At 41.0% G+C, this 14,527-nt stretch carries 11 protein-coding genes; 1 reads left to right on the top strand and 10 read right to left on the bottom strand.

What is annotated here, in order from left to right:
* Positions 1-208: 208 nt before the first annotated feature.
* Positions 209-907, bottom strand: coding sequence for an alpha/beta fold hydrolase (locus NST94_RS15105; RefSeq protein WP_339281036.1), 699 nt, complete (start codon positions 905-907; stop codon positions 209-211).
* Between the two features lie 669 nt (positions 908-1,576).
* Between NST94_RS15105 and NST94_RS15100 the strand changes: the two genes are divergently transcribed.
* A complete protein-coding gene (locus NST94_RS15100; RefSeq protein ID WP_076302119.1) occupies positions 1,577-2,311 on the top strand; it encodes a 4'-phosphopantetheinyl transferase superfamily protein in 735 nt (244 codons plus the stop codon).
* A 326-nt stretch (positions 2,312-2,637) separates the two neighbouring features.
* On the opposite strand, the gene treR is transcribed toward NST94_RS15100, so the two are convergent.
* From treR to NST94_RS15055, 9 genes are all read right to left on the bottom strand, one after another.
* A complete protein-coding gene (gene treR / locus NST94_RS15095) occupies positions 2,638-3,357 on the bottom strand; it encodes a trehalose operon repressor (protein ID WP_339281035.1) in 720 nt (239 codons plus the stop codon).
* Positions 3,358-3,521: 164 nt separating this feature from the next.
* Positions 3,522-5,492, bottom strand: a complete 1,971-nt coding sequence (gene treP, locus NST94_RS15090) for a PTS system trehalose-specific EIIBC component (RefSeq protein ID WP_076130501.1) — start codon at positions 5,490-5,492, stop codon at positions 3,522-3,524.
* A gap of 50 nt (positions 5,493-5,542) precedes the next feature.
* Complete coding sequence (gene treC, locus NST94_RS15085; RefSeq protein WP_339281034.1) at positions 5,543-7,285, bottom strand: alpha,alpha-phosphotrehalase; 1,743 nt, start codon at positions 7,283-7,285, stop codon at positions 5,543-5,545.
* A gap of 347 nt (positions 7,286-7,632) precedes the next feature.
* Positions 7,633-8,820: a phosphopentomutase gene (deoB, locus tag NST94_RS15080; RefSeq protein WP_076190302.1), complete on the bottom strand. Its 1,188-nt coding sequence runs from the start codon at positions 8,818-8,820 to the stop codon at positions 7,633-7,635.
* A 20-nt stretch (positions 8,821-8,840) separates the two neighbouring features.
* Entirely contained in the window at positions 8,841-10,022 is a 1,182-nt protein-coding gene (locus NST94_RS15075) for a NupC/NupG family nucleoside CNT transporter (RefSeq protein ID WP_036677141.1), read from the bottom strand.
* A 15-nt stretch (positions 10,023-10,037) separates the two neighbouring features.
* Positions 10,038-11,342, bottom strand: a complete 1,305-nt coding sequence (locus NST94_RS15070) for a purine/pyrimidine permease (RefSeq protein WP_076302118.1) — start codon at positions 11,340-11,342, stop codon at positions 10,038-10,040.
* Between the two features lie 47 nt (positions 11,343-11,389).
* Positions 11,390-12,097, bottom strand: a complete 708-nt coding sequence (gene deoD, locus NST94_RS15065; protein WP_076130497.1) for a purine-nucleoside phosphorylase — start codon at positions 12,095-12,097, stop codon at positions 11,390-11,392.
* Between the two features lie 161 nt (positions 12,098-12,258).
* Entirely contained in the window at positions 12,259-13,692 is a 1,434-nt protein-coding gene (locus NST94_RS15060; RefSeq protein WP_076309464.1) for a helix-turn-helix domain-containing protein, read from the bottom strand.
* A gap of 118 nt (positions 13,693-13,810) precedes the next feature.
* Positions 13,811-14,362 (bottom strand): biotin transporter BioY, encoded by a 552-nt coding sequence (locus NST94_RS15055; RefSeq protein WP_339281033.1) that lies wholly within the window; start codon positions 14,360-14,362, stop codon positions 13,811-13,813.
* Positions 14,363-14,527 lie beyond the last annotated feature (165 nt).

Below are 14,527 nucleotides of genomic sequence, written 5' to 3'. Positions count from 1 at the left end.
TCTTCAGTGTGAAGACAAATCCAAATCGATCTAGAACACTCTCCAGATAAGCTTTAGTTTCCTTGATAAGTGAGCGTTACCAGGTCAGTACACACCAGCAAAATCAGTGTTTCATATCCCTGGATATCAGCCCCATATTCACCTATTTATACGTTTACAATTCAAAAAAACACTGGAATAACTCCCTTTACTCTTCTTCCTCTTGCGACTAGCGAGAATTGAAACCTTTTCTAATCGTTTCTATAACGGATTGTGATTGACTATGAATAAAAAAATGATCTCCGTCAAATTCAAAATACTTGCAAGCGTTATTGGTTACTTGATCCCACTCTCTTACATCTCCTGACGTAGTTTCGTCCTGGTTACCGGAGAGTATATAGACGTCGCACCCAAGTTTACTTTTTCTCTCTTGGAATAAATAGGTCTCTGCTATCCGAAAATCTGACCTGATAATAGGCAAAAAGAGTTCTAATAATTCAGTATTTTCAAAAAAGTGCGGCGGCGTTCCGCCTAATTCCATTATATGTCGTTTAAACTCTTCATCTGGAAACGTGTGAACGATTTCTTTATCTTTATCTATTATTTGCGGAGCAGATCTTGCTGAAAAAAAAGCGATATCAGGTTCCATATACTCCATTCTTTTCAGTTGATGAATCGTTTCATATGCAAGAATTGCCCCCAGGCTATGCCCGAAAATCGCATATGGATTTTCATTTAATTGCTGCACAATAATTGATGTAACATCTTCAACTGCTTCTTCAAAAGATCGATAAAGCGGATCGTATATTCTCCTCCCTCTACCAGCTAATTCCACAGGAATAATTTCAGCGATTCCGCCTAATTCACTTGACCATTGACTATAGATGGAGGCCGAAGAACCGGCATAAGGTATACAAAATAATTTCATAGTTCGTCTCTCTCACTCTTTATTAAATTTTTGTTTACTTCATATATTTTGTGAAACTAAACCAAATAGCCGTATTTATTTATAATGCGCATTTCAAAAACATGATCAACCACGGTCATTCGCCCTTTCAATCTTGAAGAATTTGAGAATTATGGGTGCTGTCTAATTGCCAAATGCCAATTTTGCAGTGTATTCTTTTTTTGCGATAATCACTAAATTAGTCACCCCCTGAAAAAATGGTACTATTTTTACATAAATAATAATAATTACCTTACCATAAGATTTTCAACACAGATGTTGGTAATCCTTCCTTAAAGTGAAAAGAATGTTGAAGTTTCGTGAACAATGTCAGATGCTATTCTGCCCGTTGTATTGCTCCCGTTATTCTCACGATATTTGTTGGAGGTTTGTTCTTACTTGGCACGTCATTTCTGATATCTTTACTAGTCCATATTTTTCAACTCAGCCCGCTCTAACTTGTTCACTCTGTTGGAAATAGCACTGAGTCACTAAATACAGAAAAATAGATAGATTATAACAAAATATGTTTTTTATTCTATTCGTTTGAAAAGAACTACTATATAATGGTTCTGAATTGGGCGCGACTAAATAGTATATCCGCTAAATCTAATGAGAAATCTTGCTCTAAAAAGGAGATATAGACAGTAAATGGAAATACACGCCGTAAAATTATCTTTTGATAACATATTAACAATGCAAGAACACCTACTTATATATCTTCCTTCTAACAAAAGAGACAAAATCAAAAAGTATCATCATCCTGAAGACGGCCTTCGTTCATTGGTAGCTGACTTACTCTCTAGACTTGTATTATGTAAACTAATTGGCATTACTAATACAGAATTCACCTTGAAACTGACTACTAATGCAAATGGGAAACCATATCTACAAGCAGCACCCTGTCACTATAACTTGTCTCATTCTGGAGAATGGGTTGTATTGATTGTGGATGAAATGCCCGTTGGTATCGATATCGAGCAAATAAGATCTATTGATATGGAAATTGCGAAAAGATTTTTTTCTTCAGCTGAATATGACAAAATATCAGCCATGCCGTCCAATCAACAGCTTGCATTTTTTTATTCAATGTGGACCTTAAAGGAGGCAATAATTAAAGCAGATGGACGAGGGTTATCTATACCCCTTGACTCGTTTTCAATCTTAATAGAAAACGACAGGATTCATCTTGATCGGGGTTCATCTAGTATTCAGCCTAGTTTCTTACGACAGTATGACATAGATTCTACTTATTCTTTATCTGTGTGTGCTATGCGTAACAATTTTCCATTAGAAGTTAATATATGGAATCTCGAGTCTTTTGCCACAGCTACTAAAAATTCTCTTGATGCTCTTACTTCGAACTACAGCAAACGAAAAATTTAATACTTAAATCGATTTGAAAATTCAGATGATCTCAGAGTAGCTCGGTTATGCATCCTTGAGCCATTTCAAATGGCAGGTTAAACGCTGGACCGGCGTCTCTCTGCTACAATATCGACCAAAAGTTCAAGATGTCGCTTGGTTGTTTAATACAAAACACGGGAACGACACGCTTTACAAGACAGCTTTCCATTTTATGCTTGAATAATTCACAAATCAGGTAATGATGAATAAAATAGAATTTTCATACTCGAATTTGTAATTTCCCCACAGGAATCTCTAATTAAAAAAGAGTATCCCAAACCGGGATACTCCTCTTTACCATTAGCTTATCGTCTCACCCTCCGAGCAAAATCCACAAACTGAAATTTATCCAGCCGGTGTCTAGACTCGGTATATTGGTAAAGCACCGTGTTCTCCAAATAAACATAGTTTCGTACTACTACAATATGCGTAAAATTCTTCAAATCGAGCAGTCTATGATCCTCCTCGGTGGAAGGTTCAACAGATATGAGCTTCTTCGCATAACTGATCTTAAGTCCCAATTCCAGCTCCAGATATTCATAGATTGAGCCTTCCGCGATTTCCTCACTCAGAAAGGAAACAATATCCGCACGAAAATAATCCTTATCCAAAATGATCCGTTCACCTTCAATCTCTCTGGCACGAACAACCTTCCAAATCAGAGTTTCAGGTGGAATCTGCAGATGTCTGGCGATTACGGAGCCTGCCGGCTCTTGTATCGTCCGCTCTACCAGTGTCCGCGAGGCAGTACCCAGGGTATCGGCCATCTCTTTAAATGAAATCAAACCGGTAACAGGGAAATCCATTCGGGTCATGTCAAGCACAAAGGAGCCTCTGCCCTTAATTTTGTGAATATATCCTTCACGGAAAAGTAGATTCAGCGCTTTGCGCACGGTCTCTCGTGAAGTAGCGTAAGCTTCGGCGAGTTCACTTTCGGAAGGCAGCTTGGTTCCCGGCAGCAGTTGTCCAGAATGGATTTGGTTGCTGTATTCATTATAAATTTGCAAATATTTATTTTCTCTCAATTTTGATCACCGCCCTTTATTGTATCACGTCATGCCTTTGGAAGCATCGATTCAATTGGAGGGAAATTTATAGCGTTGAACATATAAATTCTTATATTTATAGAAAAACAGCCCCCAAGGGGCTGTCTTTCTAAAGTATAAAGTCTTTGCCAATATAGCCTTTATCAACCCTTGAGATGAATAGTCAAGATGCTTGTTTGTTTGGCCGTAGCTGGTCCGGTCTTCTCCTCGATCTTCTCGACCATCTCCTGACCTGCAGGAATGATGATTGGAGTAATCACCGGGTAACCTGCTGCGCGGATAGCTTCCATATCAAATTCTAGTAGAAGCTCTCCTGCTTGCACCTTATCACCAATATTCTTCAGGCTGGTAAAACCGCTACCTTTAAGCGCCACCGTGTTAATTCCAACGTGGATTAATACCTGAACACCGCTGGCATGCTCCAGTATAAGCGCATGTTTGCTCTTAATCACATGGGCTACTGTAGCATCAAAGGGAGCATATACTTTCCCCTCAGAAGGTTCGATTGCAATTCCCTCACCCATTTGCTTTTCAGCAAAGGCAGGATCGGGCACCTGTTCCAGCGATACAGCAGTTCCACTAAGTGGTGAGACAAGCTCTAGAATATTAACTGATTCCTGTGACCCTTGAACTGAATGACGGCTGCTCAATTCCTCTGGTTCGCTCGTAGTACTAGAAGCCTCTGTAGCTGTGTTCTTTTCGGAACGACCCACTACAGAACGTCCGTACAATACTGTGGCGGCAAATGGCACAACGAGAACAATAACCATGCCAATAAAGAAAACGCCCCACTGATTCGGGAAAATCGAAAGGAAACCGGGAATTCCCCCTACGCCAATGGATGAAGCTCGAACCTGGTTAACGGTAAGGAGCATACCGGCAATTGCTGAGCCGATCATCCCGAAGATGAAAGGATAGCGATAGCGGATATTCACCCCAAAGATTGCCGGTTCAGTCACGCCGAGGAATGCAGAGACGGAAGATGTAGCCGCCAACCCTTTTGCCTTTTGTTCTCTAACAACGAACATCATCGCCAGTGCCGCAGCGCCTTGCGCAATATTGGAGAGCGCCAGCATCGGCCAGAGGAAGGTGCCTCCCTCACTGCCGATGAGCTGAACATCGACTGCCAAGAAAGTATGATGCATCCCAGTGATGACCAGAAGTGCATAGAATCCACCATAGATCAAACCACCAAGGAGCGCAAAATGATCAAATACATAGATCAAACCCGAGGTGATAGCATTGGCAATGGCGAACGTAACGGGTCCGATAATGGTGAAGGCCAGAAAACCTGTAACCAGCAGGGTCACTGGAGCAACGACCAGTAGTTTAATGGAATCAAGCACCCGGCGGTTGAGGAACTTCTCCAGTCTAGCCAGAATATAGGCCGAAACCAGTACAGGCAATACTTGCCCCTGATAACCGATCTTCTCCAAATGCCAGCCGAACAAATTCCAGGTCGGAACGGTTCCCTCAGTTGAAGCACTTGCATAACTGTAGGCACTTAATAGATCCGGATGTACGAGAATGAGACCCAGCACGATTCCGAGCAGAGGACTGCCCCCGAAACGTGTAACAGCTGCCCAACCGATAAGGGCTGGTAAAAAGGTGAAGGCTGTGCTGGCAATCGTGTTAATAATCGCAGCAATGTCTTTCCATGCAGGATAGACATCTACCAATGACTTACTATCAAAAAAGATACCAGGTCCGGTCAAAATATTATTAATCCCAAGCAGCAAACCTGCGGTTACGATGGCCGGAAGAATCGGAATAAAAATATCAGCCAGTGTTTTGATCGCCCGCTGCAATGGATTCTGTTTCCGTGCTGCCGCTGATTTCACGTCATCCTTGGAAGAGCGGGCACCACCAGTGATTTGAATCATTTCATCGTATACTTTATCTACAGTTCCTGGTCCGATAACGATCTGGAACTGCCCTTGCGTAGAGAATTGTCCTTTTACGAGTTCGTTACGGTCCAGGGCTTCCGAATCCACCTTGCTCTCGTCATACAGCGAGAATCTCAGCCGGGTTACACAATGCGTCGCAACCTCAATATTCTCCTTGCCCCCAACCGCCCGTACAATATCTTCAACATTTTTGCGGTCTATAGCCATATCTTCACTCCTTACAAAATTGATGTGTGCTCCTTCTCAAGTACACCTCGTTAGCGGACTAACCACATGTAGGAAGCATAAGGACTAAGCTGAAGCTCTTGTGTTAATGATGGTGCATCTGCTGTATTCCCAATCAGAAGCTCGCCCTTACCACTTGGCGACAATTCAGTCCAGTGATTGTCTTTAAAGCGGAAAGAGATTTCTTTATTGCTGAAGTTCGAGACCACAACAAGTGTCTCTCCATCTCCTGTTCTGGCGTAAGCGAAGACTTCAGGATGACCTTCATCGAGTCTCTTGAAAATACCTTCTATGAATACTCCATACTCCTTGCGAAGTGCAATTAGTTTGCGGTAATGGTGGAAGATGGAATCAGGGTTTTCCAGTTCCTTCTGCACATTGATGTCTGGATACCGCTCATCTACCTTCAACCATGGAGTACCAGTGGTAAATCCGGCATTCCGGCTGTCATCCCACTGCATCGGCGTACGTGAATTGTCCCGCGAACGCTCCTGTAGAATGCTGAGGGCAACCTCCGGGCTTTTCCCCTGTTCACACAGAATGCGGTACATATTTAGTGACTCAATGTCGCGGAACTCATCGATGCTTTTCCATACCGGATTCGGCATACCGATTTCTTCCCCTTGATATACATAAGGTGTTCCCTGAAGGCCATGCAGAGTTGTCGCGAGCAGCTTGGCGCTTTCCACACGGTAGACCTTATCCTCAGTGAATCTGGAAAGAGCACGCGGTTGATCATGATTGTTAAAAAATAGTGCGTTCCAGCCTCCGCCTTTCTGCATTCCGGTCTGCCATTGCGCGAACAACCGTTTCATTGCCTCGAAATCATAAGGCATCAGTTCCCACTTCTGTCCATTCGGATAGTCGACTTTTAAATGATGAAAATTGAAGGTCATGGAAAATTCCCGCTCTTCAGGACTTGAGTACCGGATACAATGCTCCAGTGTAGTTGAGGACATCTCTCCTACAGTCACCATCTCAAACGGACCAAACACCTCTTCATACATTACTTTGATGTATGCATGGACCTGTGGACCGTCAGTATAGAATTTACGTCCATCCCCCGGTGGAACACTCCCGTCATCGTTAGGGAAGCGCTGATCTTTGGAGATTAAATTAATTACATCCATGCGGAAGCCGTCGACACCCTTTTTAGCCCAGAATAACATCATATCATTCACTGCTCTACGTACCTTCTCATTCTCCCAGTTCAGATCCGCTTGGGTTTTATCGAAGAGAGTAAGATAATATTGTCCCGACGCTTCGTCGAACTGCCAGGCAGGCCCACCGAACTTCGACTGCCAGTTGTTGGGTAAGCCGCCGTCCGGAGCCGGGTCCTTCCAGATATAGTAATCACGGAAAGGGTTGTTCCTGCTTGAAATGGACTGTTTGAACCACTCATGTTCAGTCGAGGTATGGTTAACCACGATATCGATCATTAGCTTCATTTCGCGTCTATGCAGTTCCTGTATTAGCTCGTCAAAATCCTCCATCGTACCGAAATCCGGGTTGATATTTTCATAATCTGCTACATCGTAACCGTTATCATGTTGCGGCGAAACATAAACCGGCTGTAACCAAACAATATCGATTCCAAGCTTCTGCAAATAATCTAATTTCTCAATAAGTCCTTTAATATCTCCTGTTCCGTTGCCTGTAGTGTCCTTAAAGCTTTTCGGGTACACCTGATACACCGTGGAGCGGCGCCACCATTCCGAATACTGGGACTGACTCAAGTTGAACACCTCCAAAAAGAATTCCTTTATTTCAACCATTAAACCTGTATATACAAGTTCAAACACTTCACACAGTTTAAACCTGTATATACAGGTTGTCAATACTATTACTATCGAAGGAGTGGCATGAGTAGAAAATAGATTATTTATAACGTTGTATTAGAATGCGATTCATCGAAAAAAGGGTTAACGACAGGTGGCTCTAAAATTAACCCCTTTAATAATTGATTATTACCCTAGTATTTGATCCGTAATAACAAAAAAAGCCGCTTTCTCGGCAGCTTTTTAGATACAAAGATATGTAGATAAAAAAACAAACAGGATACCTTTTACTAATACAAGTTAGGTATCCTGTTTCTATTCAAAGTGTCTATTCAAATTATAGTTTATTTAAGCTCCTGTAGGAGGCTCTTACCAAATTGGGGCATGGTCACAACAAAGTTATCAGCAACTGTTGCTCCAATATCCGAAAAAGTCCTCGATATAGGCAGCTCCCCTTGTCGATTGAAACTCTTACTGTAGAGGAGTAAAGGAACATATTCACGGGTGTGATCCGTGCCCGCATGAATGGGATCATTCCCATGGTCTGCCGTAATTATAAGAAGATCATCTTCACATAGCTCCGCTAGAACTTCATGTAATCGATCATCAAATTCTTCTAGCGCTTTCCCATACCCGATCGGATCTCTACGATGGCCATAAAGTGCATCAAAATCGACAAGATTCAAGAAACTAAGTCCTGTAAAATCAGTATGAAGGGTCTCCATGAGTTTATCCATGCCATCCATGTTAGACACTGTTCTGAAAGACTTGGTGACACCTTCCCCATCGTATATATCTGAGATCTTGCCAATCGCTAGTACATCGAACCCGGCATCCTTGAGCTCATTCATCACGGTTCTTCCATACGGCTTCAAGGCATAATCATGACGGTTCGATGTTCTTTTGTAATTTCCGGGCTGCCCGAGGAATGGTCTAGCAATCACTCTTCCTAGCATGTACTCCTCACGTAAAGTAATCTCTCTGGCAATCTCACAGATTTGATACAGTTCTTCCAAAGGAATAACCTCTTCATGAGCCGCAATCTGAATCACGGAATCTGCAGAAGTATAGACAATGAGTGCACCTGTGTTCATATGCTCTTGTCCAAGCTCATCGAGAATAGCTGTACCACTAGCGGGTTTATTCCCAATCACCTTTCGTCCTGTTCTTTCTTCTAATTCATTAATTAATTCATAAGGAAACCCTTCAGGAAACACTTTGAAAGGAACATCAATTCGTAGGCCCATGATCTCCCAGTGACCTGTCATCGTATCCTTTCCATTAGAAGCTTCCTGCATTTTGGTCCAATAAGCTAAAGGGTGCTCTACGTTGGGAACTCCGGGTATTGGGTCAATATGACTTAACCCTAGCTTGGATAACGCAGGAACATGTAGCCCATTCATTTTTTCTGCAATATGCCGTAATGTATGTGATCCTGCATCCCCAAACTTGTCAGCATCTGGAGCTTCACCAATGCCTACAGAATCCATAACGATGACGAAAATCCGCTTAAACCGGGGTGTTTGTTTCATGTTAATACTCCTTGCATCAACTAGAATATGATACCGATAATCAAAGCTGATAAAACGCTTACAAGTGTGGCGCCAAATAACAGCTTTAATCCAAATCGTGCGACGATATTCCCTTGCTTTTCATTCAATCCCTTCACTGCACCCACAATGGTACCAATCGACCCAAAGTTAGCAAATGAGATTAGAAAAACGGAGACAATGGCTGTAGTACGGCCACTTAAACCTTCTTGAATCTTAACAAAGTCAAGCATAGCAACGAATTCATTCGCAACAAGCTTTGTCGCCATAATACTACCGGCCTCAACAGCTTCATGCCATGGCACACCGATAAGAAAGGCGATGGGTGCAAAGACGTAGCCTAACACTCCTTGGAACGAGATTCCGAATATGCCACTGAAGACTCCGTTAATTAAAGCAATGATTCCTACAAAACCAACTAACATTACCCCAACTACTATGGCTACTTTAAAGCCATCCATAATATATTCGCCCAGCATTTCAAAAAACGTTTGTTTTTCTTCTACCTGAACTTCAACAATATCTTCTTCAGGTGTAACTTCATACGGATTAATGATGGATGAAATGATAAATCCGCCAAATAGGTTTAATATCAATGCAGCTACTACATACCGAGGTTCTAGCATCGTCATATAGGAACCAACGATTGACATGGATACCGTAGACATTGCAGACGCACATAATGTATACAAGCGATGTTTTGGCAATAGTCCAAGCTGGTTTTTCACCGAAATAAATACTTCATTTTGTCCGACAATTGCGGCTGCAACTGCATTATAAGATTCCAATTTACCCATGCCATTTATTTTACTTAGCACCAAACCAATATACTTTATAATGAATGGCAGTATTTTGTAATGTTGCAAAATCCCTATCAATGCTGACATAAAAACAATGGGCATCAAAACATAAAGGAAAAATGTATGCGCCCCTTCATTTGCAATGCCGCCAAACACAAAGTCAGTACCTTCATTGGCGTATCCAAGTAATTTTGCAAAACTATCAGCAAACCCTTTAATCAAAAATTCTCCAATGCTCGTTTTTAGGATAATTAATCCCAAACCTATCTGAATAGCAATCATTACAATGATTGGACGATATTTAATCTTTTTCTTATTGTTACTTCCTAGCCATGCCAGTAATAGAACAATAACCAGACCAGCAATAGAAATTAGATAATGCATTTTTAGCCCTCCAAATTATCGGTTAATTTTCTTGGAATCCTCATATCGAAATGCATCTTTCCACATTAACCCTTGTTCCAAAATAATCGCTAACAGGCTCCCGCATATTAATCCATTATTTAAAATGGCTATCACGATCGGAGATAAATGGGCCGTAGCTGATGCAGGAATAAACATTAAACCTACACCCACTAAAAGGGAAAGCCCACTGACAATAAATGTTCGCTCTTCATGAATAACCTTTTTCAATTCCTTTAGCGCTAGTCCGACCATCTTCACAAAAATGACGAAGGTAACAGAATAGCCTATGGGAGCTGGAATCGCAGATATGAAATTCATCATAGGCGGAAACAAGGATATTGAGATCACTAAGCTGCAGCCTATTAAAAATGATTTGCGCTCCCTCATCCCTGTTTGCTCAACATATCCCGCCGCTCCCGAAATAGGGACTGAGCCGACCGCTCCTAAACCACCACTAATAAGATGCGTAATTCCAGAAGTAAACCCGGCGCGCAAATAACGACGATGATCCCCTTGCTTTGGTTTCATAACGGTCTCCATCAAACGGATGGATGCCACTGCATTGGTTATTAATAATAGGGTTAGTAAAAATGCAGTAGTAATTGTCCCGGCATCGAATCGGGGTGTTCCAAATGGGAATATTTCCGGCAGCTTAAATAGAGTATCCGCACGAGAAACCGCCGGCATACTACCGCAGATTATAAATAATAGGCAGCCTATCACTATACTGAGAATTATTGAAAACTGGCTTAGTAATACAAAGCGGCTGTTGCCTAACCAAAAGGTAATGCAGACCACGATCACACTAAGGATGAATACTTTAACATCTAACATGGTGTGGGCTATGGTAATCCCCATCATCCCTTTCATAAAAGATCCGCTTAATTGAAAGATCAATAAAAGTAAATAAATAAAGGTGATGGTTGGAGTAAAAAGACGAGCGATTTTATCCATTAGCTTAAATGCTGAAATTAGGATAAACAACACTCCGCTAATGATCATCGCTCCACTTAAAGCCTGTAAAGCGCCGTTGTTAGAGGAATAGAGTCCCCCCACTAAACTCGCGTAAATGGTAAAAATGCTCCACCATAACCCTGCCGGACCTTCATGAATAGGGAATTTATGACCCATCAGGCCTTGTAAAAATCCAGCTATTGCTAAAGTAATCATGGTGCTCTGAATGAGTCCAGAAGTCTCTATGGGTGTTAAGTTATATAAATCTGCGATAGCAATGGGTGCAGCAATTGCACCAGCGATCATAAAAATCATCCACTGCAATCCTGACAGTATTACCTTCATTTCTTTTTCACTCTCTTTTCTAACAACACTGCACTCTTATCAATAAATCAGCCTTCAACGACTGTGTTAAGAGCTACTTCGACCATTTCATAAAAGGATTGTTCACTTTCTTTATGAGTTAGGTGCTCCTGTCTTAACAATTGACTGCCGACGGTCAAAATCGATAACGCTTTTACACCATATTTAGCGGCTAAAGTGTATAGGGCGGTACTTTCCATTTCTACAGCTAATACACCGAAATCCATGAACTTATGAAGCCGATCTAAATTTTCACGATAGAATTCATCAGAATTATAGATGTTACCAACAAACACCTTTGCATTTTTAGCTTGTGCTTGTTGATATGCTTTCATTAGCAATGAGAAATCTGCCGTTGGTGCAAAATTACAGCCATGAAAGATCTTTTCCGTCATATTACTGTCTGAAGATACTGCTTGGGCTAATATAATATCGCGGATATTGATATCTTCCTGCATCGCGCCACATGTACCAATGCGAATCAATTTCTTAACTTCATAATCGACGATCAATTCTGTTGCATAGATACTCATCGATGGATTTCCCATCCCTGTCCCCTGAACCGACACAGGCACACCCTTGTATAATCCAGTGTATCCATACATCCCTCTTACTTCGTTATAACAATAAGCCTCCTCTAAAAAGTGTTCTGCCACAAACTTTGCACGTAAAGGATCTCCTGGGAGCAAAACGAGCTCTGCTATTTCTCCCTTATTTGCACCTAAATGCCTACTCATAGTTCTTCCTCCAACTTTTAATAGTAAACTGAGGTTTACCGAAATCGCTTTCCACTTGCCTTCAAGTAAAATCAGTTTCGAAACTAGATTGAGCATAAGGTTTTTTAACATTACAAACTAGACCAAAAACTTACGGAGCTTACGGAAAATAATTGGTCAAATTATAAAAGCAGTTCTTTACGAATGTTGTCTAAATCTCTTTTAGAGGGGATCGTGGAAATAATAACAACAGGCACTGTCGTTAATGCAACCGGGATATTACTAATGACAAGATCGATATTATTTTGCTGCATGATCTCGTCGGTCAAGCCCTTCATTATGGAAGTATTAAGGATCAACTGATCTCCAATTTCCTTCTTTATCAAGTCTGCTATGTAATGACGAATTGAAAATTCTTCCCCGATCACTAAAAAAGCCCTCTTACTTTTATAACGTAAACTCGAGCGGACAATTAAGGTTAGCTTTGTTAAATGAAAATGATTAAACAAAACGGAAGGGTAAGTTTTATTCCACGTTTGCATACAGGTTTGCAATTCTTGATAAATCTGCTGGCATTCCTTTTGAACATATGTTGTTAAATGACTTGTTGAAATCATCATCCATTCCGGAATGGCATTTTCGATTAATAGCTTGTCAAAGAACCCGTAAATCTCCAAAATAAACCGTTCTTGCATATCTAAGTTCGGGTATACCTTTGCTAATAACATTAGAAGCAGATTCCCCATTTGATATTCTTCTTTATCCTTGTGTAATTCGACTTCTTTCATCGGAGTGATCTCTGACCCTTCATAATAATGATATTGGCTGAGACTAACCATGGATTGCATAAAGAATATTTCACTGTTTGGAAATTCAAGGGACAGCTTGTCCTCAAGACGTCCTGTAATAGTCTTCACTGGAAAATAAAACATCCCCTTTTCCCAAGGGTAAGCATTTTCGTCGATGTTCACACATTTTCCTTTAGCCACTCTTTCTATAACAATGGCCAACAAAAACGATAATCTCCTTTTGGAATTGATAAAATATACAATGTTATTCTCATTTTCTATATTTGTGATTAACTGATTAATATAAGCAAAATCAACATTCGCAAAGGGCCAGCCTGTAAACTCATACGCATCACAATATAACTTCCAATAAAAATATCGAATATTCATTTCATTCCCTTTAATCATGGGGGTAGAAAAACTAATGCGTAGCTTATAAGCTTTTAGATCATCATTATTTAATTGCACAATCAATTTCTTCAAAGACGAGGTACTCATAAACATGGCTTCGGAGAGCTCTTCCACTGACAGTCGACCCACATTCGTAAACAAAAAATCCATCAGCCGATAAAAGATGGTTTGTCTGAACATAGAAGAAATCACTTCACTAATCGTACTTCGCCCATCACGTTGAAGAACTATTCCCTTTCCTCTAGAAACCTCAATGGTTACAGTGGATGGTAATTGCTTGCTGATTTCCTCCACCATCTTCCGGATGGTCTTATCAGAGATCCCTAAACTTTTTTCGATTTCCGCTAAGGTAAACCATCTATGTTCTGTATCAAGCAGCGTTAATAGTTGACTAGCTAAATTAAATCCCTTATCCATTTTTCTACACCCACTTCAATTTCGTTTTAATTTTTATAGTATAAACAAATTCGCAACCATACCCTATTATTTTTCAATAAAAAAACCCGGGTTTTATTTACCCGAGTTTCAAATCACATTATATTTGTGTTTTTTCTTCAATAGGGCTAATTGCTTTCAACTGCATCGTTATGACGGCTGCAATAACGGCTTTGATGATGTCTCCCGGAAGAAAGGCTAATGCTCCGACAAGACCAGCCCAGATCGAAGTATTGGTTATCAATGCCATGACAGGGGCACCAATCAGACTCACTAGTAATACACCGAAGATTATGTTGATAGCTACCAGCTTCCAAGTTCGAACCTTCGGCCAGATTTTTTCGGAATACCAGCCAATAAGGCCGGCCGAGATTGGAAAACTAAATATGTATCCTGCAGAAGGTCCAACTAACACCGCGATTCCGCCGCGACCGCCAGTCAGTACAGGCAGCCCAATGGCTACTAGTATGATGAAAATAATGAGACTGAGGGCGCCCATCCGTTTCCCCAGAAAACATCCAGCCAACATGACGCCAAGCGTCTGGGCAGTGATCGGAACGGGGATGAAGCCGAGGGGGATGGGCGGTATCATCCCCAACACCGCGATAAGTGCTGCGAATAATGCAGCATAAATTAGTTCTTTTGTCTTCAAAAAAATGACCTCCATTGGATATCAATGATTGTATTCTGGTTAGTAAATACGTCCAGTAAGCTGAATTATAATGGAGTTATTCTTTATTGTAAACCATGAATTAATATATGGTTTACAATAGAATAAAATACCATGCTTGAGTTTTTCCTATTGTTATATAGAATT

The organism is Paenibacillus sp. FSL H8-0282, assembly GCF_037963825.1.
In the GTDB taxonomy this organism is placed as follows: domain Bacteria; phylum Bacillota; class Bacilli; order Paenibacillales; family Paenibacillaceae; genus Paenibacillus_AQ; species Paenibacillus_AQ odorifer.
The sequence above is the reverse complement of the archived record's forward strand: the minus strand, read 5'-3'. Positions and strand labels throughout refer to the sequence as shown.